The following is a 25,479-nucleotide window of genomic DNA, read 5'->3' on the forward strand; positions in this document are numbered from 1 at the left end:
GTCTGAAAAAGAAAGAATAAGCTAGGGAATTAGCTCCTCACGCGCCACCTGTAGTCTGTACAGTTTGGCGTAGGCTCCATTGAGAGCCAGCAAGTCGGCATGGGAGCCTTGCTCCACAATAGTACCGTGGTCTAGCACACAGATAACATCAGCATCCACAATAGTAGAGAGTCTGTGTGCGATTACGATTGTGGTACGGTCGCGCAAAAGATGTTCGATGGCGTCCTGCACAAGCCGCTCGCTTTCGTTGTCTAGAGCAGATGTTGCCTCGTCTAAAATAAGAATTGGAGGGTTTTTGAGTATGGCGCGAGCAATGCTGAGGCGCTGGCGTTCGCCCCCACTAAGTTTATTCCCTCGATCTCCAATGTTGGTTTGATAGCCCTCGGGGAGACGAGAGATAAAGCCGTGTGCATTGGCAATAGTGGCTGCATGCTCCACCTCCTCCTGCGTCACGCTGAGAGGGGCAAACGCTATGTTGTTATAAATAGTGTCGTTAAAGAGAATAGGCTCCTGATTAACGTTGCCAATAAGTGCACGTAAATCGCGCACAGCAACCTCCCGAAGGTCGGTACCATCTATGGAGATACACCCCTCCGTGACATCCCAAAAGCGAGGGATCAAATCAACCAACGTACTTTTCCCCGATCCCGAGCTTCCCACCAAAGCAACCGTCTGCCCTTTCTTAATGGTCAGATTGAGATTGGAGAGCACTCGCGTACGAGCATCGTACCCGAAAGAGACATTCTCAAAGCGAATCTCCCTCTCAAAGCGGAGTTCCTTAGGCTCTTTGGGGTCTTTTATTGGGTTGTCCACCTCCAAGATACGCTCAATACGCTCCATGGAGGCAAGTCCTTTCTGTACAGAATAAACAGCCTTGCTAAAATCTTTAGCCGGGTTAATGATGTTGTAAAAGACAATAAGGTAGTATATGAAAACGGGGGCAGAGATAATACTGCTTCCACCCAAAATGAGGCTTCCTCCATACCACAAAATGATGGCAATAGTGGCGGTTCCCAAGAATTCACTCACGGGGTGTGCCAATTGCTGACGGCGGTAAACACTCGAGACAAGCCTCCTATATTCCTCGTTAGAAGTCCTAAATCGAGTGCGAATCTTCTCCTCGGCACCAAAAGCCTTGACAATGCGAAGGCCCCCGAGCGTCTCCTCTACTTGAGACATAAGGGCCCCCCAGCGATTCTGACTCTCCAAGCTCTGACGCTTGAGCTTCTTACCAATAAGCCCCATAATATACCCTGCGGGAGGCAGTACAACTATAACAAACAAAGTAAGCTGCCAGCTGAGTAAGAATAGAGCCAATATGTAGATCAAGAGAAGTATCGGATTCTTGATGATCATTTCTAGAGAGTCCACAATCGTAGACTCAACATCCGTTACATCCCCCGATATGCGAGCAAGTATATCCCCCTTATGTTCATCGCTCATAAAAGACATGGGGAAAGCGGTTATCTTGTCGTTAAGAAGATTACGCAAGTCACGTACGACCCCCGTACGCACAGGGACCAACAACCAAAGTCCCAAATAATTAACCCCTACCTTGGCAAGGGTCATCCCCACCAAATAGAGGCATAAAATAAGTAGTGTAGTACTCGCTCCGTACTGGTAAATCAGTTGCTCTACATAGTAACTGAAGTTATTCATTAGGGCATTACCCCATGCAGAGATGGTAGAGAAGCCCTCAAAAGAAATCTCGCTCAAGGGCTGATACGTATGCTCACCCTCCTCCATCCCAAACAGGATACGAAGAATGGGCATGATGAGCGAAAAAGTAAGGAGATTGAGTAACGTTGCTAGTACATTTGCAGAGATACTCCCCCCCAAATACCCCTTATAGGGAGCTACATATCGTCGGATTACGGAGCGATAAGATACCATTTAGAACAGCACAAACAGAGACGAGAGAGAGAAGAAAAGGAGAATATAGCTAGCAAAGAGATAACTATCTAGGCGATCTAGTACTCCGCCATGCCCGGGAATGATGTTGCCGGAATCCTTTACTTTGGCCTGACGCTTGAGTACGGACTCAAAAAGATCTCCCAAGGTACCCAACACAACAATAAGCAATGAAAATATGGCTTTTGACAATGCTTCCATCAGGCGATCACCTCCACCTACTATTATATCCGTACGACTCAAGGGTGAGAAGCCGAAACTATCAAAACAACAATCGGCCATTCCCGTAGAAAAATACCCGAATAAAGCCCCTACGAGGATAGAGAGCACCAAACCTCCGACGAGCCCCTCAACGCTCTTTTTGGGCGAAACAGCAGGATACAATTTGTGCTTCCCGAAGAGAGAACCCACTAGATACGCCCCTGTATCATTCACCCATAGGATAACGAAAAGGAATAGAATCACGGTACCTCCCATGAGGTTACTAAATAAGGAGGTCAGTACCATGGGCAACGTTATATACAGCTGCCCTACTAACACATTCCCTATCGAACGAACTGCCCCCTTCTCCAAATCTGAAAAGATGGTACGAGCCACTATGTAGAAGATGTAGAAAAGATAGAAGAAGATGAGAGCAACCCCAACAAGATAGAGGTCAGAATCTAAAAAACAATAGGGGGAAAGTACGGCACATACCGAGGCAATCACATCCAAAGTCGTGCGGAAGGGATGGAGACGATTGACCTTAGTCAGCAAATTGTACTCTACAATCATTGCTCCTGTAAAGAAGGAAAAGAGCAAGATGCGCAACAGGGGATTCTCCCACAAAAGGGAAGAGACGATGAGAGCGACATAGACCAATCCGGAAAGGGATCGGATGAGGAGATTTTTCTTATCAAGAGCCATATATAGAGGTCTATTGAGCGGTACGATATATTTACTTATTCATAATCAAAGCCGATAGTAAGCTCCAACAAGGCTGAAAAGAACTCACTATCGACTTTTTAGAGATGCTAATTAGGGATGAAAAGGAGGCGGAACAGCGTCTGTTTCTTCTCCTTCGGAGGGATGTTCACCTCCACCTTCGGTTGCTTTCTCCCCCTCAGGGGCCTCAGACGGAGACTCTGTGGATTTTGCAGCGAGCAACAATTCGTCCGAACGAGAAGCCCAAAGGCGTTTGCCAAAGATTGCTTCTACATCCTCAGTGTAGATGACCTCACGCTCCAGTAGCTGCTGATAGAGACGATGATGCCCCTCTGTTTTTTCTCGAAGCAACTGCTTAGCTCTCTCGTATTGCTCTGCAATGATGCGAGAGACTTCTTGGTCAATTACTTCTGCTGTATTATCACTATATGGCTTCTGGAATGAGTAATCCCCACCCTGCTCATGATAGTTTATATTCGGTAGTTTCTCGCTCATACCATAGTACACAACCATGGCGTAGGCGATACGTGTTACACGCTCCAAGTCGTTGGCAGCACCCGTAGAGATGCGTCCCAAAAAGAGCTCTTCGGCAGCACGTCCGCCCAAGAGACTACAAATCTCATCAAGCAACACTTGAGTATGTGTAATCTGTCTCTCCTCCGGCATATACCAAGCTGCACCAAGGGCTTTCCCTCGGGGTACAATGGTAACTTTGACCAAAGGATTGCCATATTGGAGGTGCCAGCTGATAGTAGCATGACCAGCCTCATGGATGGCAATACTCAATCGCTCCTCTTCCGTTACAATACGATTCTTTTTCTCTAAGCCACCGATAATACGATCGACAGCGCTCATGAAGTCTTCTTTTGTGATGACGCTCTTTTCGTGTCTCGCTGCAATAAGGGCGGCTTCGTTGCACACATTGGCAATATCGGCACCCGAGAAGCCCGGAGTTTGGCGAGCCAATTGCTCTATATCACAATCTCGGTCTAATCGCAAACTACGCATGTGGACGGCGAAGATCTCCTTACGGTCGTTTATATCGGGGAGGTCTACAGAGATTTGTCTATCGAAGCGTCCTGCACGGAGCAAGGCGCTATCGAGTACATCTACTCGGTTGGTAGCTGCCAAGACAATCACTCCACTATTCGAACCAAACCCGTCCATCTCGGTAAGTAATTGGTTGAGCGTGCTCTCCCGTTCATCATTACCGCCCATATTGGTATTGCGCCCACGAGCTCTCCCCACGGCATCAATTTCGTCGATAAAAACAATACAAGGAGCCTTGCTCTTAGCCTGAGCAAAGAGGTCGCGCACACGGCTAGCCCCCACTCCCACAAACATCTCCACAAAGTCGGAACCCGACATGGAGAAGAAGGGCACGTGCGCCTCTCCGGCCACTGCTTTGGCGAGCAAAGTTTTCCCGGTTCCCGGGGGGCCAACCAAAAGGGCACCCTTAGGGATCTTACCTCCTAGAGCTGTGTATTTACTCGGGTCTTTGAGGAAATGCACAATCTCTTCGATCTCTTGCTTTGCCTCGTGTAGCCCAGCTACATCTTTGAAGGTTACATCGATATTTGTCTTATCGTAGAGCTGGGCTTTTGCCTTACCCACGTTGAAAATACCACCTCCACCGGCGCCACCTTTGCCTCCGGCATTCATTCTGCGCATGATCACGACCCAAAAGACGATGAGGATAATCATCGGGAACCAATTGAGAAGGAAGGAGGTTAAACTGAATCCTCGGCTTGCATATTTCACCTCTGCCTTGAGCCCTGCCTTCTCATAGAAGTCCGCAAAGTTATCAACAGAGGGTATCTGGGTTGATACAATATACCGATCGTTTTGCTGGAAACCGGGAAGATAGGACTTCCGCAAAGCAACGAGTTCTTGCTTCGTATAGACTAGAGACAGTTTGTCTTTCTTCACAACAGCCTCTACTTTATTCCCTTCTCGATGTACCGTAATACTCTCAAAAACTTCTTCTTTAGCAACTCGTTGGAACTCATTCCAACTCAATTCTTTGCTGCTATCGGATGAGCGCATAAAGAAAATCCCAAGTAGCGAAATTGCTACCAAGAGATATATCCACAAGGGGTTAAACCCCATTTTGCGCTTATTATTTCCTTTTGCCATCTTTCGTTATCTCTCGTTTTTATTCGTTGCACCTAGCATACTCACTCAGTAAAACAAATACCATGCCAATATGTTTAACGCCCTACGGACGCCAACACTCTGAGGAAGTTGCCTCCCAAAATGGCACGTAACTCTTCTTCTGTATGCCCTCGGCGCAATAGTTCAAGCGTCAAGTTGATTAGATCATGACTTCCTTGGCACCCTATAAGTCTGCCGTCTCCATCAAAATCGGAACCTATACCTACGGCTTGTACTCCTGCAATCTCTATAATATGCTCAATGTGATCGACAGCTCTCTGTACCGTTGCCTCCTCTTCTTTTTCTGCAATAAACCCTGCATAGAGACAGACCTGTACTACACCACCGGCCGCAGCAATTGCCTTGATATGCTCGTCGCTAAGGTTGCGAGGATGGGGGCAAAGGGCGTAGCACGATGAGTGACTTGCAATAATAGGCTGCGAAGATAGTGCCAAGACATCCGCCACAGTCTCGGGAGCTGCATGCGAAATATCCACCAAAATACCGAGACGATTCATTTCTAGCACCACCTCTCGACCAAAGACACTCAGCCCATGATGGCGGTGCTCGCTATGCCGTGCGGAGTCGCAAATCTCGTTATCTCCATTATGGCACAGCGTGATATAGCAAACTCCTAAGTCTCTAAAACGCTGAATAATAGATAGGTCTCGACCTATCGCATACCCATTCTCTATAGCGGGGACTAGGCTGCCAAGCCCTTGTTTATGGCAAGATGTGATCTCTTCTAAAGAACTAACTACTCTGGCCAAAGAGGGATGAGCCGAACCATACTTATGTATTTCCTCGAGCTTTTGGAGCGCATACTGCTGTGCTCTCGTATGCCCCTCCTCAGTACATTCTCCCTGAGGCAAATAGGCTGCCATAATCGTAGAAGCCACCTTACCCACCCTCATTTTTTGCAAATCAACCAGGGTATCTCCCCAATGCGATGGATCTGTATCTGGGGTAAAAAACATGGGTGTATCGGTGTGCGAATCAAGCACAATAGTCGATTGGTGGAGTGCTTTGGCTTGAGCGTAAAGGCGAGCTTCTTGCACTAAGTAAGTGAATAGGCCACGCATACACGCCCCCTCGGGCTGACGTACAAGATGCTCAGGATGCCACTGCACCCCCAAGAAATTTTTGTGAGGGAGGGCTGTAGCAGCCTCTACTATCCCATCCGAGGAGTGAGCCAAAGCTCGCAAGCCTGTGGCCAATTCGCCCAAAGCTTGATGGTGCAGACTATTCACCATCAGCTCGTCGCCGGGTACAACACCCAAGACCTGCACTAATGGGTTGTCCCCTTCTGCAAGGCGAATAGTATGACACCCCACCTCTTTATCCATCTTAGGATCATGCCCAATAGATGGTTTGGGGTACTCTGTAGCAATATCTTGGATTAGGGTTCCCCCCATTGCTACATTGTATATTTGTAAGCCTCGACAGATCCCAAGAATAGGGATATTACGACGTGAAGCCTCTAATATCAAAACTAACTCAAAACGATCGCGCCAGACATCTATTGATCCGACCTCACGCGTGAGTTCCCTTCCCATAAAGGGAGAGTGAATATCGCCTCCCCCCGTAAGCAATAAGCCATCTAAGGAGTCGAGCAGCTCTCCCACATGCTCTGTTGTATGCTCTGTTGGCAGCAATACGGGGAGCCCTCCTGCCTGCAATATAGCCTCAGAATAAGCTTCATTTACAGAGTTACCTGCCTCCGTATGGTGACAAGTTAGCCCAATCAAAGGCTTTCGCTCCCTGAGAGACGGACTACTATCAGCCGTCTCGTACAAGGAGCGAAGCATAGGAGATAGGTCAGTCCAAGAAGATGAACTAAGCGTCGATGCGAGCATAGGTAGCGTTATCTTCGATAAACTCTCGACGAGGAGGTACATCCTCTCCCATGAGCATCGAGAACGTGCGGTCTGCACTCGCCGCACTCTCTATGGTGATCTGCTTTAGAATGCGATTGTCGGGATTCATGGTTGTTTCCCAAAGTTGCTCTTCCATCATCTCCCCAAGACCTTTGTAACGCTGTACATGCACGCGACTCTCGTTGCCATCGGCATACTTATCAATAAAAGCCCTACGCTGCTGCTCCGTCCAGCAATAAGCCTGCTCCTTACCCTTACGACAGAGGTAAAGAGGAGGAGTAGCCAAATAGACATATCCATTATCTATGAGGGAGCGCATATTGCGAAAGAAGAAGGTTAGGATCAAAGTAGCGATATGACTGCCGTCCACATCGGCGTCGGTCATAATAATGATCTTGTGGTAACGAAGTTTCGATAGGTTGAGAGCTTTGCTATCCTCTTCTGTACCAATCGTAACCCCAAGAGCAGTATATATATTGCGAATCTCTTGACTATCGAGTACTTTATGCTGCATGGCTTTCTCCACATTGAGGATCTTCCCTCGCAAGGGTAGGATAGCTTGGTACATACGGTCACGACCTTGCTTTGCCGTTCCACCTGCCGAGTCCCCTTCCACTAGGAATATCTCACACTTGGCAGGGTCTTTGCTTGTACAGTCCGAGAGCTTACCAGGTAGACCGCCTGCGGCTAGCGGGCTTTTGCGAAGCACCAATTTACGAGCATTCGCTGCGGCATGACGAGCCTGAGCGGCAAGCACTACCTTATCAACAATTGCCTTAGCCTGCTGAGGGTGCTCCTCTAGGTAGATAGCAAGAGCTTCGCTTACAGCACTCTCTACAATACCGATTACCTCGCTATTGCCCAACTTAGTTTTTGTTTGTCCCTCAAACTGAGGCTCTGCCACCTTAATGCTGATTACGGCCGTAAGCCCCTCGCGAAAGTCGTCGCCCTCCACGTTTACTTTTACCTTCTCAAGCATCTTAGAATCTGTAGCGTATTGCTTGAGAGTACGAGTGAGGGCACGGCGGAAACCGGTTAGATGTGTCCCTCCCTCTATGGTATTAATATCATTAACATAGGAGTATACATTCTCCTGATAGTCTTGGTTATAGGTCATTGCCACCTCAATGGGCACCTCTCCTTTGTCATTCTTGATATGAATAACATCGTCTAGCAAATTGACCTTACTCTGATCAATGAAACGCACAAACTCCTTGAGACCATCCTCCGAATAGAAAACCTCCGTCAAGGGATTTCCTTCCTCATCACGCTCTCGCAAATCGGTAAGGGAAAGGCGAAGGCCGGCATTCAAGAAGGCCAACTCTCGCAAGCGGTGCGCTAAGATCTTAAACTGATAGATAGAAACCGTAAAAATGGAATTATCCGGAGTAAAGGTAACCGTAGTACCTGTGCGGTCGCTTTCTCCCTCCTCTTTTACAGAGTAGAGCGGCTTGCCCTTAGAAAACTCTTGTACAAAATGCTTACCATCTCGGTAAACATCGGCTCTAAGATGCGTAGATAGAGCATTTACGCAAGAGACCCCTACTCCATGGAGACCGCCCGACACCTTGTAGGAACCTTTGTCAAACTTACCCCCGGCATGCAATACGGTCATTACCACCTCTAGGGCACTACGTCCTTCTTTGGGATGGATATCCACAGGGATACCACGGCCGTTATCCTCTACAGAGATCGAATTGTCCTCAAGGATCGTTACCTTAACATCCGTACAATACCCTGCGAGAGCTTCGTCAATGGAGTTGTCTACCACCTCATAAACAAGGTGATGCAACCCTTTCTCACTGATGTCGCCAATGTACATGGCAGGGCGTTTGCGCACGGCCTCCAACCCTTCAAGGACCTGAATACTACCGGCAGAATACTCTTGCTGCTCCGTTGACTTATTATTTTCGTCGCTCATAGTGCTCTCTTGCTTTCTTCTTCAAAAAAGGTGCTCTATACCCTATTTCTTACGCATAGGCACACCCATCAATATCCCTACAAAGATAGCGAAATATTACTATTCTGGCAAATGATTACAAGTGAAAAATCCCGCATTCGCTCCTATTCTACGCGCCACAAAACATGGCACCACAGCTACTCAATACATCCCCTACCTCCAAAGGAGGAGTATATCCATCCCCCTCAAGCTCCATGGAGAAAACAGGCCTAAAACGCTAAAGAATCTAGCCAGAAACAGAGGGGGAAACTGGCTGAAAAAAGAAAATTTACTACCCAAGAAAAAGAAAATCCGCAGCCTATTTCCCTTTTGAGAATAGGCTGCGGAGTAAACTCACCACTCGGCGAGAGCAAACTCAAAAAGGCGAGTTACTCTCGGGGTGATAGGGTGTGGAGGATTAATCCTCGGGGAGCTGCTCAATCTCTCTAATCCACATCGAGCTAACAGCATCGCTAGGCATACGCCATTCCCCTCGAGGAGAGAGACTTACCGCTCCCACCTTAGGTCCATCGGGCATACAATTACGTTTGTACTGCTGACTAAAGAAGCGACGGAAGAAAAGCAGCATATAACGCTTAATCACCGAGGGAGGATAGATGCCCTCAAACGCTACACGTGCAAGATAGAATATCTTACTTGGCTGATTTTTCTTGAAGAGGAAGTGGTAGATAAAGAAGTCGTGCAACTCGTAGGGGCCAATTGCCTCCTGCGTCTTCTGATGCGGCTCGTCTCCATTAACTCCCGGTATCAACTCGGGGCTAATGGGGGTATCTACCACATCAAGAAGCGTCTTTTTCAACACCTCATCTCCGTGCGAAAGCACTCGAGCATGCCAATCGATAATGAGCGCAACAGAGGTTTTGGCAACGGTTGCATTGACCGAGTACATCGACATATGATCCCCATTGTAGGTACACCAACCGAGGGCAATCTCGGAGAGGTCTCCCGTACCAATCACAGGGGCATTGTAGCGATTGGCGATATCCATTAGCAGTTGGGTACGCTCGCGAGCCTGCACATTTTCGTAGGTGGTATCATGCACTTCGGGGTCATGCCCAATGGCAGCGAAGTGTTGCATACATGCCTCCGTAATATCAATTTCTTGCAGCGTAACACCCAAATGCCTCATCATCTTGTGCGCATTCTCTCGGGTACGGGTCGAAGTGCCAAAGCCGGGCATCGTAACCCCAATTATATTACTATGGGGTAATCCGAGTATGTCAAAAGCTCTTACTGTAACAAGTAGAGCCAACGTAGAATCAAGACCTCCGGAGATCCCAATTACAGCATGCTCTGCCTTCATGTGACGCAACCTCTGTACCAACCCACAAACTTGTATTTGGAACATCTCTTCGCAACGCTCGTCGGGGTCTACACCAGTGGGCATAAAGGGATTGCGCTCAATGGGACGATCTACGGGAGCGGACTCTTCTTCGCTCCTGAGGGCGAAAGGAATTTCCGTTAGCTCTTCTTGTGTAAAATGGGAGACAGCCGACTTGAAACTACTATTGAGAAGACGCTCCGTCTGTACGTGAGATACGTCTATATCGCTCACGATCATTCGCTCGCAATACTCGAAGCGTTTCATCTCCTTTACAATCTTCCCGATCTCAGAAATGAATGCCTTGCCTGTATAAACGAGGTCAGTAGAGCTCTCTCCATATCCACACGAAACATAGACGTAACCACACAACCCTTGGGAAGACAATCCGCTGATAATGGAGCGCAAATAGTTGTGCTTACCGGCATTCTCATTGCTTGCCGATAGGTTGAAAATAATGTGTGCACCATAGAGACTGAGGCGAGTCCCGGGGGTGTAAGGCGTCCACATATCCTCGCATATCTCAATACCAATTCCCACTCTCCCCGATCGGAAAAGGATATTACGACCTATGGGTACAGTATGCTCGCCTATCCTTACGGTCTTATATTGGAGCACATCACTAGGGGAGAACCAACGCTTCTCCTGGAACTCCCTATAGTTGGGAAGATAGGTCTTGGGTATAGCACCCAAGATATGACCTTGCTGGAAAACCACGGCACTATTGAAGAGTTTTTCTTCCACTCGCACGGGCATCCCCACAATTACAAGCGTACGGGTATCGGCCGTGTCTCGCACCAATTGGCAAAGAGCTGCATTGGCCTCGTCTAGGAGGAAAGGTTGCAAAAAAAGGTCCCCACATGTATACCCCGTAACGGACAACTCGGGGAAGGTGACAATCTCCACCCCTTGAGCATCCGCCTGATGCACCATCTCGCTGATGCGCTCCACGTTGTAGTAACAATCTGCCACCTTAACGTAAGGTACGGCAGCTGCCACCTTTACATATCCTTGCTTCATATCTATTGTTATTGCTTAGTTATTATCACTTCTTGTATACACCCGTCAAGCGGTATTCCTTTGTAGTACGATTGAGGTAGGCAATCGCCTCTTCTATCAATGTATCCTTCCCATCGGCCACATCCTCGGGCGTTAGTGCCACCTTGTAGTGAGGGAGAATACCGTGCTCTACCTGCCGATCATCGGCATCGGTCATCATAGAGGCCGAGTAACGCACGGCCCACCCATTAGGCAACTCGCTACTACGAGGCAACCCACCACCTCCGCCGGTTTGATCCCCCATGATGGTAACCAGTGGTAGATTTTTCATATTCATGGTAAAATCGTTGGCAGCACTATACACTCCCCTATTGGTCAAGACAACGACAGGGCGCAACCACTTTATCCCCATCTTTAGAGTATCAAGATAGACAGGGACAGGGGCAGAAAACTCTCTGTGCCCGGGGCCGGTCTTATGGCGCATATAGCCTGTCAGTACACGCTTATCCGTAAAGTGAGAAGAAAAAAGTGTGGAATAGGAAACATATCCTCCCCCATTGCCCCTAATATCTATGATTAGGGCTTTACACCGCGCTAGGCGAGCAAAAGCAGAAGATATACCCGACTCCGAAAGAGAATTGGAGAAACTAGTGTAGACAATGTAGCCAATGCTATCCTTTGCATGGTCTAGATAAGATATGGGAGTGTAGTAAAGCCCCCCTGCAATCCGGTAGGATCCTCCCAAATAACGACTGCGAATGGAGGCATCTAGATGGGGAGGATAATCGCTGCGCCAACGTGAGTAGCGACTAACATCGAACGGCGCAATGATATTCACATGCCCATCCTTTAGCTCAGAGAGGAGCATCCCCATCACATCAAACAGAGAGTCTTGCCCCATATCGTTAGCTATAAGAGGCAGATATTTATTATACATATCATACCAAGAAGAGTCTTGCGGGAGCTTCTCGTCGAAGTAACAATACCCCTTATCAAGCACCTCCCAAAGAGCTCTATAATTGGCTATGGGTGAGGAGGTATAATGCCCCTTGGTAGTACAGCTAAGAGCTAGTAGAGAGAGAAAGAAAAAACTCAGAACTCGTTTCATATACCGAAGAAAGGGAATAAAAGTTAGCATCAATTACCAAAAAGGAATGGACGATGAGAAGCCCCTCGGGCAGCCTTCCTACCCACAAAAGATAGGGTCTCAAAACTGAATCCCAGCATGCCTATATGCTGAATATGCCTACGTTCTAACCCTTTGAGATGGGTGTAATCGTACTGCAAACGATACCCCAACTGCAATGTACACACATTCCAAAGAGGAATATCAACACGCATTTGGGAAGTACAATAAAAGGTATTATGGGGAGCTGTAAAGGAAAAAGATTTGATCACACCCCCAGCCAAAAACTCTTGTTCATAGTAGCTCTGACCATAGCCGATACTATTGGCGAAGCCTAACAATCCACAGGTAGTTCCTAGCCGTATGGCAATGGGCCAATGCTCACTAGGCAAGTGATATGCCACAAGAGCACTCACCGTAAGATCCCCTTTTGCGTCTATGGATCCGGGATTATTGCCATTGCGAGAGTGAAGTCTTCCGCCTCCTCCCAAACGAAGCCCAGGCCCCAAAGAGAATCTTATATCGAGAGGCAAACGCCATAGGTACATCAGCTGAGGGTGCACTTCGGCTCGGTAGTAGGTCATACTGGCATTGCGCGCCGGATTGAGGGTTACAGAGTAATCAAAAGTACCATCTACCATGATCATACAAGGTTTAGTACCCAAAGGGGTCTCTGTATGTACCCCAATCTCATAAGCACTCCCCCCATAGGGAAGAGGGGACAAAAACTGATCGGTATTGTACATTCCCCCCAATCCGACAGTGATAGCCGTATAAGTGCTTATGGGCAGTGCAGAGCTATCTTGCTCCTGAGCTACAGAAAGGGGAAGAGATAGTACTCTAAGGAGTAGCAAAACGGCAGTGATATAACAAAGTCTCATCTAGGGAAGAAAACAAAGTGATTATTCGAGTTCGTGGTCGAAGAGAGAGGTCTGTTTCAAGCCCTCTTCCTCCATCTCCTCTTCTTGGGACATAGAAAAATCGTATTCATCGCTCTCTAATGAGGTATCCGAAGTAGGTTCCGGCTCTCGTAGAGGAGGCAATTCTTCTATTTTGGCCACCTCTCTAGTGGTCAGACGCTTGCCCTTAGCCCTGATGCTCTTTACCCCGATAAAGTCTACAGCCTCAATCTCTTCACTGGGTCGATCCTCGTCTCGCCCTCCAAAAATCAAAGCGAACCGAGCATAGGGCACATCACTATAAGCAACGAGATCATTGCCCTCCCCTTGGAGTAAAATTGGCTTCTTTGAGTCTTCTATCTGGCAGCGTTTGAGATAGTAATAGTCCTGCTCTTTATCAAAATACACAACAGACCACACCTTATTGGCATCGAATTTCTCAACTCGGGTTGTGCCTCCGGGGAAGTGGTTCGACTCCCCAAAATCGGTGGTGTAGACACTTCCGTCTTTAGCAAAAACAAGGAGTCTGTCTTCGGCTTCGAACTCGCCGATAAACTCGCCCTGCCCATTGTAATTTATCCGCATCACGTCTCGGTCGAACCAAATCTTGCGCCCCCCAAGAGTAGATGCCCCTCGTTGCTTTAGCGTAATGCGCTGTACTTCTGCACGAGTCACTAGATTTCCTTTTGCGCCTCGCCCACGGATGGGCACCTCACTAAAGCTCTTTTCGAAGGTCAGCACACGCATTCGAGGTTGCGGTTTGAGGGCAATCCGCACGGTTTCTGCCTCTCCGTTAGGGTTGGCAGAGAAGTAAGTAATACGAGAACCTTCCTCATCACTGATAAGATTATAGTCTTTGTCTCGGCTAATCCCGGTGATGCTGCATCGTTTTATCAACCAAGGACCTCTCTTTCCCTGGCGATAAATTATATTATAGATAGTGCGGTTATCGTTGCGACGGAAGCGATTAATGTAGAGTACCTCTCCCCTTCCGATGAACTTCTTTTCCTCTATCTTCGAGATCCGATATGTACCATTCCTGAAGATAACAATCATCTCATCGAGCAGGGAGCACTCAGCCACAAATTCGGCATTCTTGAGACCTGTTCCTGCAAACCCACCCTCTCTATCGAAGTAAAGTTTTTCTGTGGCTTCTATTACCTTGGTCGCCTCAATCGTACCAAAACGAGCTATGGTGGTTTTTCTCGTCCAGCCTGCTCCAAACTCCTTGAGGAGGCGAGTGTAGTAATCGATGGTGTATTGAGTACTATGAGCTAGATGCTTCTCTATCGTTCGCGCATCGCGCATCAATTGAGCAATACGCTCCTCGTGTTTTTCGATATTAAAACGCAGTATTCGAGCCATCTTGATCTCGAGAAGACGCTTAAGATCAGCCTCTGTAATAGGACGCACAAAGACAAGATCTTCCATGGCTTCGATGCGCTTACGCACATGATCTAGGGCATCAGCTTCACAAGCTGCTTCTTCAAAAGGCTTGTCCTTATAGATACGATTCTCGATGAAAATACGCTCTAAGCTAGCCGTTACAAGGGCATCTTGCACCTCGCCTAGGCGATAATTGAGCTGAGCGACAAGTAGTTCCTTTGTTCTATCGGCACTATATTTGAGGAGATCCGAGACGCCCAAAAATACAGGGGTCCCCTCCTTGATTACACAGGCATTGGGCGAAAGCCCTACTTCGCAATCGGTAAAAGCATAAAGTCCATCTATTGTTTTGTCAGTAGATACGCCTGCAGGTAGCTGAATACGAATATCTGCTGTTGCTGCGGTCATATCATCAATATGCTTGATCTTTATCTTCCCCTTTTCATTTGCCTTTAGGATAGACTCGATAAGAGAAGTGGTTGTTTTCCCAAAGGGAAGCTCCGTAATGCTGAGGACACGATCGTCTATTTTCTCAATCTTGGCTCTGCACTTCAAGGCTCCACCTCGGTGACCATCGTTGTACTTATCCACGTCGAGAAGACCGCCCGTAGGGAAGTCCGGGTACAACTCAAAGCTTTCTCCTCGGAGGTAAGCAATGGCAGCTTCGAGTAGCTCTTTGGGATTGTGAGGATAGATCCTTGAAGAAAGCCCGACGGCAATACCCTCAGCCCCTTGCGCCAAGAGGAGAGGGAAGCGAACAGGGAGGGCTACCGGCTCATCCGCAGTACCATCGTACGTGCGCTTCCATTCCGTGAGTTTAGAATCAAAAAGAACCTCTAAGGCTAAGGATGATAGCTTGGCCTCGATGTATCGTCCTGCAGCAGCTTCGTCACCTGTGAGTGTATTCCCCCAGTTTCCTTGGGTATCTATCAAAAATCCCTTCTGCCCCAATTGCACGAGAGCATCGTTGATCGAAGCATCTCCGTGGGGATGAAACGCCATAGTTTGTCCCACGATCTTCGCCACTTTGTGAAGATGCCCATTCTCAAAGAGCTGCATAGCATACAAGATACGACGCTGTACGGGCTTGAGTCCGTCCTCAATATGAGGTACAGCACGCTCTAGGATCACATACGAAGCATAGTCTAAAAACCAAGTCCGATACATCTGTGGCAACGAATGCAATCGCACCACATCAGTAGGCTGGGGGCGAGTAACCTCACTTCCCTCTTGAGGGGGTGTAGAATCGTTATTCTCAGACAAACTCACTTCGTGAGATTGGGAGGAGTTCTCTAGATCTTCTAAGGAGTCGCTCATCTGTTTGCAAAAGGTCTTTGTATAGAATTACCAAAGGGTATGACTAAAGAATTACTCTCCGCTTTGGGAGTGTAGGGAATGAATCAAAAGGTGTTCTTGGTGCATCAGGAGGTGTTGTTGATGCATCAAAAGATGCTCTTTCTCCGCATTCGAGGAGGCTTCATGCAAGAGGACTCGCTCCCAAGTACCATAATTAGGATTGGGCAATACGATAAATTTCTTGCCAAACTCGCTCTTGAATTTTTGGACAGCCTCCCTTCGATCTTTAGCATTCAAGCGATCAAAAATATGATCGAAGTCTCCTAAATTGTCCCCCAAGAGGAGTAAAATATTGTATTTAGAGAGGATTTTTTCACGGCGAGAGCTCTTATCGGACGTCTGCTCACGCAAGAGAAGATGCTCTTCATCGGCTTGAGGGAACCCAAACTTCTGTAGATTAGCAAGGGTTGCAACCCTACTCTCGGGATCTCTATTGGAGACATAAAAAATCTCCACACCTCGATCCTGAGCCAAACAAAAGAAATCCAAAGCTCCCATTAGGGTATCGGCCTCGGCCAACTCGCACCATTTATTCCAAGATTCGGACGTAAACTCTTTTCCTCGAAGAGCTAGATGCACAGCATTGGGAGTGTTATCTAAAATGGTTTCGTCAATATCTGTAACAACGGCCCAAGGCTTAGCCCCGGGAGCTAGAGGCGAACGAGTTGCTTCGAGTACCCGATCCGTTGCAATATTATAGGCTTGCTGGCAAAGCGCTTTGTACTCTGCCGAGTGCTGAATCCATGCAGAAGTGTAGAGCTTACCTCCTATCATGACGGCACCTTGTGTGGTAGGCTCACAATGCCTTGAGACATTAGAAACGATGCAACCACAGAGCAAGAGAGAAAGTACAGTGAGTGAAAATAGAGAAATATGACGACGCATACTGCTATTGATTAGTTGATGAAAATAGAATACGAAAAGCCTCCTCCACTCCACTGCAAAGGTGAATACGAATCGCTCTCCCGGGAGGATGTAGACGATAGGAGTCATTGCTTCTCGGAATAATAATATCCTTGAATCCTATACGCTCTGCCTCCGCGATGCGTTGTTCGATACGCTGAACGGCTCGAATCTCCCCAGATAGCCCCACCTCTCCTGCGATGCAAAAAGTAGAGGGTATGGCTCGATCCAATCCCGAAGAAAGCACGGCGGACAATACAGCCAGGTCTACAGCCGGGTCATTGATGCGTATACCTCCTGCGATATTTAAGAAGACATCTTGCTTAATGAGCTTGAATCCGGCGCGCTTCTCCAGTACCGCAAGCAACATATTGAGCCGCCTGAGGTCGAATCCTGTAGCACTCCGCTGCGGATTGGCATAGATGGCACTGCTGACGAGAGCTTGAGTTTCTATAAGTAGGGGGCGGGCTCCCTCCAAAGCAACAGCCACGGCTCTTCCGCTAAGAGCCTCCATATCTTTTGAGACTAGATGTTCCGAAGGATTCTCCACGGCCATAAGCCCCTCGTTGCGCATCTCGTAAATTCCTATTTCGTGGGTACTACCAAAACGATTCTTGCTGGCTCGCAGTATCCTATAGAGGAAGTGCTTGTCTCCCTCAAACTGCAATACGGTATCTACGGTATGCTCTAAAACTTTTGGGCCTGCAATAGAACCATCCTTTGTGATATGCCCAACAACAATAATCGAGACGCCCTGTGTCTTGGCATACTGGAGGAGGAGATTTGCGCACTCTTTGATCTGAGATGGCGTACCGGGGCTACTCTCCGACGATGACGTTGCCACCGTCTGAATGGAGTCAATAACGAGTAAATCCGGATGTACTTCTTGAGCTGTTGCCAAAATTTCCTCTATGGAAGTCGAACAGTAAATCAAGCAGTTACTCTTTTCGCGGCTGAGGCGGTCTGCGCGCATTTTGAGCTGCTGCTCACTCTCTTCCCCGGAGACATAGAGGATACGAAGGGTCTGGAGCCGAAGCATCGTCTGCAAGAGCAAGGTAGACTTACCAATGCCGGGTTCTCCCCCTAGTAGAGTAAAAGAACCTCGAACCAGCCCCCCGCCCAATACGCGATTGAACTCGCCATCCAACAGATCCCAGCGAGCCTCTTCGGAGGCTTCTATGCTATGCAGAGGTCGCGCAACGGATGGTTTATACCCCGTAATACGCTCCACTACGCTCCCTCCCTTAGGCAAAGAGGGACGCTCGACCTCTTCTTTTAGCGTATTCCACTCCTTACAAACTGTACACTGCCCTTGCCACTTGGGGTAAGAAGCTCCGCATTCACTACAAACAAATGAAACCTTGACGCGTACAGCCATAGCTCTCGAGAGGGATAGGATCTAGAGCTATTTAATCACGAACAATGGGACAAGTAGAACACCTCAGCAGCCCTCCCTCCTTAGAAATTTCGTGATAGGGAATCGCCTCTACCACCATATTCCATTCGGTTGCCAAGTGATGATTCAAACGCTCAAAGCGTTCTTCCGAAATAATAGCCCGAGGAGAAAGAGAAAACAGATTCGTCGAAAGACTCATAGCCTCCTCTTGAGTTACAACAAAAAGATTCTCACGACCAAAAATGCGCTCGATAAGTTGGTACTCTTCCTCTCGCACAAAGCCTCCGGGATAAACTACGGCTTTCCCTTCGGCAACCGGTTGAAAAGTGCAATCGAGGTGCAGAATAGATTGAGTTGGGTCTGTGTCGTGTTTTCTCAAATGCAACGGGACGACCTTTTTATTAGGGAATTGCTTTTTGAAAAACTCTATACCGGCACGATTCGTACGTGCTGTCTTATATCGATCAAATTCATCCTCCCCACAGGTTCCGATGAATAGATAATCATTGTACAAAAGTACATCTCCGCCCTCAGCGTGTACCTCCTCTAGCATCTCTACCAAGTGCCCGGGAGCAATGCGATCGAAGATGGAACGAAAAGCCTCTACCTCTCGCATCCGATCCTCTATCATATTGGCAACAAAGAAACGGTCCTCTATGGTAAAGGCAACGTCTCGCGCAAATATTTGGTTGTAGTTGGGGATGAACGTAGGGCGAAGTACCTCCACTTGATACCTCTCCAAAACGGAGAGTAATGCATCCATCTCCCTTTTTATGTCTTTTTCTTGGGGATAAATACCCAACTCCACACTGCGATAACTTGTTGCATCATAGGCCTCCTCAAGAGAGGGAGTAGCTCCGGGAGAATCCGGCAACCCAAGTACCACTGTACGCAATGTAGCAGTTTCGTTGGCCGCGTGTGGGGTCAGTTGTGCTGTCATATCCATATTGTTTACAAATATGTAGCCGTAATTATTTGGCGGGTGTATGTACCTCTAGAGTAGACCCCATCCGCACCTCACCGAGGAGAAATAGGTAGGATACCACCCTAGGCTCTAGGTGAGTTTATTACGCTCCGCAATAGGAGTATCTTACAACTTCACCTTAAAGGTCTTGCGATGCCCCTCCTTGCTGATAACCTCTACAAGTAGTAAGCCCGAAGGGAGCTGGTCATGACCAATACGCAGTACCCCCTCACCTTGTGGGGAGGCCTTGTACCATACTCGACCCGTTATATCGTAAATAGTTACTAGCTGTACATTGGGAGTCGGCAGCTCTATCACAAGATCAGACGAAGTGCTAAAGGCACGTACCAATGCAAAGTCATCGTCCGGAGCATCAAAATCCACGACTAGTTTTTGCTCTTGGGCAATAGGCTCCGACAAGTCGGCAGCAGCCATCATTTGAGAGGATGCAACCAAAGTAAAAGCCGCAAATAGGCAGCCAATCAACGTTCTACAAAAAGATGGAGTAGTCTGTTTGCTCATACTTCTGCATTTACTATATCTCTTGCAAATATACAATTTTCCTCACACACTCCACCACATTTGAGGAGTCTCTTCAATCCCATAAGCGGAAGTAATACAGCAATCTCCAGCTAGTAAAAAGAAAAGTAGAGGCTAAAAACAGATTTGTTTCTACCTGAGATCTTTCCAAATCCAGCCCTTCTATTCTTCAAAAATCACGGACAAAAACATCCACTCATAGGCTCTACCCCTACTTGCTTTTTCTTGTATTTTCCAGTTGTAAGTGCAACGCTTAGATAAACAAAAACCACCCCGGGGCTAGCCCCAGGGTGGTTGGACTCAAAAAGTTTATATTTGCGTTGAATATGAAAAAATACAACCACTTGAGCCGAGAGCAAAGATACACAATTGATCGACTTCTGAAGTAAAGTAAGTCCTATTCTTTCATGGCAGGAGCCATTGGAGTGGCCACTAGTACTGTCTCTAGAGAGATCCGAAGGAATCAAACCCCTCGCGGAAGATATTCCTTTCGGCAGGCGGAGATATATGCCTCGGAACGCAAGGAATGGCGCTATTATCCGCGCAAATTCAACTCGAAGATGCGACACGATGTCGAACAAATTATCCGGCAGCAACAATGGTCGCCCGAGCAAATTGTAGGACGCTTTCGATTGGAGGGAATTCCCATTGTGAGCAAAACTGCACATTTTTGTTATTAGACAATTTTATTCGTAAAAATAATGTACCTTCGCAAAAAGACAAAAGAGGACAAGCATTATGAATACATTCTTTATCCTAGGTTTGATTGTGCTAATATTATCCCCAGTTATATACCGCTTCCCTATGCTACTTGCCGGCTATAATACCATGTCTAAGAAAGAGCGTGCAAAGATTGATGAGAAACGCCTCAAAACATATGCCGCAGGAGGGTTGGCAATATGGGGAATAGTTACGATGCTCTTTGGTCTTCTGCCCGAGGGGGCTAAGTGGGTAGATATCTCTTATGTGTGCTTTATTCTTGTATTCCTAGTTGTCTTTCTTGTAGCAACAAACAGCAATCGTATGCAGAAAAAATAGCCCTGTAAACCCAAGCTTCGTGCCTAATTTATTTTCCTCAATAGGGTAATTTCCCGAAAATTATAGGCCAGAATAATGAAAAAAATCAGCCTACTTCTGCTTAGCCTTCTACTCTTCTCTTTGAAACTTACTTTCGCACAAGAAAGGGCAATAGAGGGATTCGTTTATATAGATCAGGAAGAGCCTGCCGAGATGGCTCTTGTAGCACTTCACTCGGACTCTATCACCTCGCATCCAACACTTGTCACCTATACAGATAAGAGAGGATACTACCACATCAATCTAAATCCTCCCTTTGCAAAGCAATATCTCCTTGAGGTGCGATACGTTGGTTACAATGCAACGACCGCAGAGATTGAGGGAGAAAATATCCAGGGGACAGGGCGGTATGACTTCCATTTAGAGACAACTGCACCGGCAGCACAACTACAGGAGGTAGTTGTCACAGCCAAGCAAAAAATGGGCATCGACCGCAAAAGCTATCACTTCAACCGAGAGCAAATCAAGCAAGCTAAGAGCAGTCTTGACCTTGCCCTGACACTACCTCAAATCAAGGCAGAGGCACGCACAGGGCGAATCGCTTCTGCAACAGGAGAAGCCACTCCGCTCATCCTCGTCAATGGACATTACGCAACCAACGAAGAGTTACGCTCTATACCTCCCGGCAAGATTATTCGGATAGATTACTTTGATACAGCCCCCGAGCGGTACAACACCCGAGGGAGCGTACTCGATGTAATCACTAAACCTCTGGATAACGGACACCATGCTGGCGTAGAAGCCTCAGTAGCACCCTTTGCCACCGACGCTGTTGCTCGTCTGTACTACAACTACAACTCAGGAGCACATCAATTCAAATTATTTACAAACAACTTCGTTCGTCATACGAACTTAGGGAAGCAGGAGGAGCAAACATCCGAGTACACGACTACCGAGAGGCATCTATACGAATCCGTTGGGACGACTCACACAAGGCTCAACTCCCATATGCTCAAAGTAAGCTATGCCTTTAGCCAACCGAATAAACGGCATTTGGAACTATCCTTTTCCTCTTCACTAGAAAAAAGTAGCAACCCACAATCCTACGATGTCCTCGTACAAATCGGCAACGAACAACAACGTCGCCTAGGTAACATAACAAACGGAGGACTAGTCTTCACTCCCGTAGTGGATATTTATTACGACCGCACGCTGAGCAGTGCAGGCAGTCGTCTCTTCTCCAACCTCGTCTATACACACAACCAAACGAGCACAGAATACAACCTAATAGAGAGCCTAGCCGTAACTCAAAAATCCTCTCTGGAGGAGCATCTAGAGGGCAAGACTTCTAAAAATTCACTCATAGCTCAAGTCGAATATGCCCATCCCCTAGAAGGAGGATGGCTCTATGTAGGAGCTCATTTCATGTATTCTCACGCCCTCTTTCATCTCAATGGGATCAGCACAGGACAAACGCAAGACCAACAAGATCAGTGGAGAGACCGCACGTATCTCTCGTGGGAGGGGAGATGGGGTAAATTCTTCTATCGAGTCTCTCCGGCCCTAAGCCTGCACTATGTATCGGCACACAAGGGATTAAACAAAGCACAGATGCGTTGGAGCTTCAACCCACGTCTCTTAGTTGGCTACCAGCTACCCAAAAACCACCGCCTTAGATGGGAAGTAGAAACAGCCAACCAAATCCCCGAACTCGGAGAGACTACCGAAGCTATGCGTCAGGTCAGAGAGGGGCTCTTTGTGCGCAACAATCCAAAATTAGAGAACTGTTACGCAGGTACAACACGCCTCTATCACTCATGGAGTCACCCCTATATAGAACTATCCAACACCCTTGCATACAACTACACAGATAGGGATTGGGTAGTTAGTTTTGAACGAACCGAAGTAAACGGAAAGACAGCAATCATACAGCAACGGAGCAATGCGCTCTATTCTCAATACGTCACCTTCAAAACAAACATTGGTATCAAGCCATTGGGTAGTGAGCTGTTGATCATCCGATTATACGCGCAACCTCGTTACCAACACTACCAACTGACCCAGACGCGAGAGGTCTCTCTATTTTCTATCCCCGCAGGGGTTAGCGTAACCTATCAGCACAACAACTGGGGAATACAAGGCGATCTAGATCTCCCCCACCGGCGACTGTATAGTTACTTCATCTCCTCTACGGGATGGAATTCTTCCTTGTCGGGCTTTTGGAGTAAGGGACCTTGGAATCTCCGCCTCGCTGTTGAGAATCTATTCGTACCCGAATCTGATCAGACGTTTAACCATCCATTCCTAGACCTTCAGGAAAAAACCAAAGTTATGCTTCGAGACAATCGTTGGAAAGTAAGCCTGTCTCTCACCTACTATTTCTCCGTTGGGAAGAGCTTTAGGGGTGAACGCTTCCTAGAGAACGAAGACAGCGATCGTGGGGCAATTTAGAGCCAAATAACATCTTTTCTCAGAAGAAGTCTAGCTATAGAAGCCTCATCCTCGGGGGAATTCTTGGAGTATAATTCATCAAACGCCCCTATTGTGGAGGTAGTAAATCCACTGCTCTCATGTTATTTTTCCGTGATAATTGCTCGTTGGTAGGGTATTCAGACACCTTAACGGCACACATTAAAGTTTCATGTTTGTAGAGAAATTGCTACTTTTGCCCCAAAATAAAATGTCAGATAGGTATTTGAACTTATAACATGGAATCGAAAAAAGAAAAAGAGACGACTGCCGGAGAAGTTATCTCGCGTGGCGAACAGTTTGCAGAGCGTTACTCCAAGCCCATTATGTATGGCGTATTAGGAGTTATTGTTGTGGCTTTTGGTATATGGGCCTACATACAGTATGTAAGTAAGCCTCGTGCAGCTAAGGCGTCGGCTGAGTTGTTCCGCAGCGAGGAGCAATTTATTATGGGTGCAGATAGTGCTGTACTCAAAGTAAACGGCGTGAGTGAAGAAGGCGTCCTCCGGATTATCGATGAATACTCCGGTACTGCTGCTGCCAACCTTAGTCATCTCTATGCAGGCATTGCCTACTACGATCTTGGGAAATACCAAGAAGCTTTGGATGAACTCAAGAAATTCGATGCCAAAGACAAGATGGTAGCTCCTTCCGTTGTACGCCTCATGGGCGACTGCATGGTTGAGCTAGACAAATTGGATGAAGCCGTAACCTACTTCGAAAAAGCGGCATCTCTTGCCGATAATGATGTGGTATCTCCCGGCTGTCTACAAAAGGCCGCTCGTGTGTACGAAGTACAAAAGAAGTACGACAACGCTATTGCAGCCTACGAAAAAATTGTAGACAAGTACTACACAGCTTCTGAGGTAGATCAAGCAGAAGCAGATATTGTACGCGTTAAAGCTCTTGCCGGCAAGTAATAAAATAAAGGGCATACATCTAGATAGATTATGCCAAACTTAGATAAAAAAAGGGGAGGTACCCAGAGAGAGTCGTGAGAAAATATCACCCTCCAAAGGTACACTCCCCTCTCTATTTGTAAAACCATTACAATAGTAAAACCCATCAAGACCCTATGACAAGTCTCGAACAAAACCACGCGGAGACTCACTACCAATTGCGTAGTTGCTCCTCCAAAGAAGTGCATATTGCCATAGCCGTAGCCGAGTGGAACAACGACATCACTTTTGCCCTACGTGACGGAGCCTTAGCAGCATTAGAAGCCTCCGGGGTACCCACAGAAAACATCAAAGTGGCTTACGTACCAGGAGCCTTCGAGCTTACCTATGCAGCTGCCTCCTTCCTCCAAGCAGAGACACTATACGATGCTGTTATCATCTTAGGTTGCGTAATTAGAGGAGAAACTTCGCATTACGATTGTATTTGTGATGGCGTGAGCTATGGTATTACCTCCCTCAATAGAAATGCCTCAGCACCAGTTATTTTCGGCCTTGTAACTACCGAAAATAAGCAACAAGCTCTAGATCGTGCCGGTGGAAAATTAGGCAATAAGGGTACAGAAGCTGCACTGACGGCACTAAAAATGATTGATTTCTCTTGCGAGATTAATCAATAGTTTGTACCTTTGCACTCGGTTCAAGTTCGGAGAGCGATCTTGAGTGCAATTAGGGCAGTTACCAGAGTGGCCAAATGGGGCTGACTGTAACTCAGCTGGCTTACGCCTTCGGTGGTTCGAATCCATCACTGCCCACGCACAGAATACACTTCTCCCTAGCATTTGTTTAGGACTAGAAGGAAATGCGGAAGTAGCTCAGTCGATAGAGCATCAGCCTTCCAAGCTGAGGGTCGCGGGTTTGAGCCCCGTCTTCCGCTCTATCCTCCACAAGGATTGTAATGGATTCATATGATTTATACAATCCTTTGGAGGATTTATTGTAAAAGAGAGTAACTTATTCTGCTCTCTTACTTGGGTGGCTCTGTGCGCCTATAAGGTCGCCCGGATGGTGGAATGGTAGACACGAGGGACTTAAAATCCCTTAGCTATTGCAGCTGTGCGGGTTCAAGTCCCGCTTCGGGCACCCTAACCCCACTAGCCAAATTTGGCAGGAAAGGGATCCGCTTTTCAGATCTAGAGCACATAAGGATACAAAAGGGTATCTTTTTTTATTTCCACATCTGTACTCGATCTCCCCTCCTACCCTTTCCATCGAGCCCCCCTCCTAAGAGAGAAAGAGAATCGCAATAGGAATAGACACCTCCCCCTCCCTTTCTATACCCTCTCCCCTCCCTTAGGCTTTATACTAGAGCCCATAAACT

17 protein-coding genes, 3 tRNA genes and 1 pseudogene are annotated in these 25,479 nt (G+C 47.4%); 8 read left to right on the forward strand and 13 right to left on the reverse strand.

Features of this window, described 5'->3' with window-relative positions; genetic code table 11:
* Positions 1-21: 21 nt before the first annotated feature.
* The 13 genes from POREN0001_RS04210 to POREN0001_RS04270 all read right to left on the reverse strand — a co-directional run bounded on the left by POREN0001_RS04210 (position 22) and on the right by POREN0001_RS04270 (position 19,698).
* Positions 22-1,893 carry an ABC transporter ATP-binding protein gene (locus POREN0001_RS04210; RefSeq protein WP_004333425.1) on the reverse strand — a complete coding sequence of 624 codons (1,872 nt, stop codon included), beginning with the start codon at positions 1,891-1,893 and terminating at the stop codon, positions 22-24.
* Positions 1,894-2,817: a phosphatidate cytidylyltransferase gene (locus tag POREN0001_RS09025; RefSeq protein WP_004333409.1), complete on the reverse strand. Its 924-nt coding sequence runs from the start codon at positions 2,815-2,817 to the stop codon at positions 1,894-1,896.
* A 111-nt stretch (positions 2,818-2,928) separates the two neighbouring features.
* Positions 2,929-4,971: an ATP-dependent zinc metalloprotease FtsH gene (gene ftsH, locus POREN0001_RS04220; protein WP_004333404.1), complete on the reverse strand. Its 2,043-nt coding sequence runs from the start codon at positions 4,969-4,971 to the stop codon at positions 2,929-2,931.
* 74 nt (positions 4,972-5,045) lie between these two features.
* Positions 5,046-6,845, reverse strand: a complete 1,800-nt coding sequence (locus POREN0001_RS04225; RefSeq protein ID WP_169307829.1) for a membrane dipeptidase — start codon at positions 6,843-6,845, stop codon at positions 5,046-5,048.
* Positions 6,826-8,787: a DNA topoisomerase (ATP-hydrolyzing) subunit B gene (gyrB, locus tag POREN0001_RS04230; protein ID WP_004333436.1), complete on the reverse strand. Its 1,962-nt coding sequence runs from the start codon at positions 8,785-8,787 to the stop codon at positions 6,826-6,828. The genes POREN0001_RS04225 and gyrB overlap by 20 nt, the downstream gene beginning before the upstream one ends.
* Before the next feature lie 436 nt (positions 8,788-9,223).
* Positions 9,224-11,167 (reverse strand): NAD(+) synthase, encoded by a 1,944-nt coding sequence (locus POREN0001_RS04235; protein ID WP_004333414.1) that lies wholly within the window; start codon positions 11,165-11,167, stop codon positions 9,224-9,226.
* 25 nt (positions 11,168-11,192) lie between these two features.
* Positions 11,193-12,254 (reverse strand): S41 family peptidase, encoded by a 1,062-nt coding sequence (locus POREN0001_RS04240; RefSeq protein WP_040580711.1) that lies wholly within the window; start codon positions 12,252-12,254, stop codon positions 11,193-11,195.
* 29 nt (positions 12,255-12,283) lie between these two features.
* Positions 12,284-13,153: a hypothetical protein gene (locus tag POREN0001_RS04245; protein WP_004333453.1), complete on the reverse strand. Its 870-nt coding sequence runs from the start codon at positions 13,151-13,153 to the stop codon at positions 12,284-12,286.
* A 21-nt stretch (positions 13,154-13,174) separates the two neighbouring features.
* Positions 13,175-15,874 carry a DNA gyrase/topoisomerase IV subunit A gene (locus POREN0001_RS04250; protein ID WP_004333377.1) on the reverse strand — a complete coding sequence of 900 codons (2,700 nt, stop codon included), beginning with the start codon at positions 15,872-15,874 and terminating at the stop codon, positions 13,175-13,177.
* A 51-nt stretch (positions 15,875-15,925) separates the two neighbouring features.
* Entirely contained in the window at positions 15,926-16,798 is an 873-nt protein-coding gene (locus POREN0001_RS04255; RefSeq protein ID WP_083797836.1) for a 5'-nucleotidase, lipoprotein e(P4) family, read from the reverse strand.
* 4 nt (positions 16,799-16,802) lie between these two features.
* A complete protein-coding gene (gene radA / locus POREN0001_RS04260; protein ID WP_004333395.1) occupies positions 16,803-18,194 on the reverse strand; it encodes a DNA repair protein RadA in 1,392 nt (463 codons plus the stop codon).
* Between the two features lie 31 nt (positions 18,195-18,225).
* A complete protein-coding gene (locus tag POREN0001_RS04265; protein WP_004333411.1) occupies positions 18,226-19,158 on the reverse strand; it encodes a dimethylarginine dimethylaminohydrolase family protein in 933 nt (310 codons plus the stop codon).
* Positions 19,159-19,302: 144 nt separating this feature from the next.
* Positions 19,303-19,698 carry a T9SS type A sorting domain-containing protein gene (locus tag POREN0001_RS04270; protein ID WP_004333422.1) on the reverse strand — a complete coding sequence of 132 codons (396 nt, stop codon included), beginning with the start codon at positions 19,696-19,698 and terminating at the stop codon, positions 19,303-19,305.
* Positions 19,699-20,042: 344 nt separating this feature from the next.
* Here POREN0001_RS04270 and POREN0001_RS09675 point away from each other — a divergent pair.
* The 8 genes and pseudogenes from POREN0001_RS09675 to POREN0001_RS04310 all read left to right on the forward strand — a co-directional run.
* Positions 20,043-20,393 (forward strand): annotated as a pseudogene (locus POREN0001_RS09675) (helix-turn-helix domain-containing protein); the annotation flags it as partial.
* Between the two features lie 61 nt (positions 20,394-20,454).
* The gene (locus tag POREN0001_RS04280) at positions 20,455-20,754 is read left to right on the forward strand and encodes a DUF3784 domain-containing protein (RefSeq protein WP_004333378.1); all 300 of its coding nucleotides are present in this window, start codon (positions 20,455-20,457) and stop codon (positions 20,752-20,754) included.
* Between the two features lie 75 nt (positions 20,755-20,829).
* Positions 20,830-23,184, forward strand: a complete 2,355-nt coding sequence (locus POREN0001_RS04285) for a peptidase associated/transthyretin-like domain-containing protein (protein WP_004333397.1) — start codon at positions 20,830-20,832, stop codon at positions 23,182-23,184.
* Positions 23,185-23,441: 257 nt separating this feature from the next.
* Positions 23,442-24,122, forward strand: a complete 681-nt coding sequence (locus tag POREN0001_RS04290; RefSeq protein WP_004333386.1) for a tetratricopeptide repeat protein — start codon at positions 23,442-23,444, stop codon at positions 24,120-24,122.
* A 155-nt stretch (positions 24,123-24,277) separates the two neighbouring features.
* On the forward strand, positions 24,278-24,778 hold the full coding sequence (ribH, locus tag POREN0001_RS04295) for a 6,7-dimethyl-8-ribityllumazine synthase (RefSeq protein WP_004333392.1): 501 nt from the start codon (positions 24,278-24,280) through the stop codon (positions 24,776-24,778).
* Between the two features lie 52 nt (positions 24,779-24,830).
* Positions 24,831-24,913 (forward strand) — tRNA-Tyr (locus POREN0001_RS04300).
* 49 nt (positions 24,914-24,962) lie between these two features.
* Positions 24,963-25,035 (forward strand) — tRNA-Gly (locus POREN0001_RS04305).
* Between the two features lie 122 nt (positions 25,036-25,157).
* Positions 25,158-25,241: transfer RNA gene (locus tag POREN0001_RS04310), tRNA-Leu, on the forward strand.
* Positions 25,242-25,479 lie beyond the last annotated feature (238 nt).

It is taken from the genome of Porphyromonas endodontalis ATCC 35406, assembly GCF_000174815.1.
In the GTDB taxonomy this organism is placed as follows: domain Bacteria; phylum Bacteroidota; class Bacteroidia; order Bacteroidales; family Porphyromonadaceae; genus Porphyromonas; species Porphyromonas endodontalis.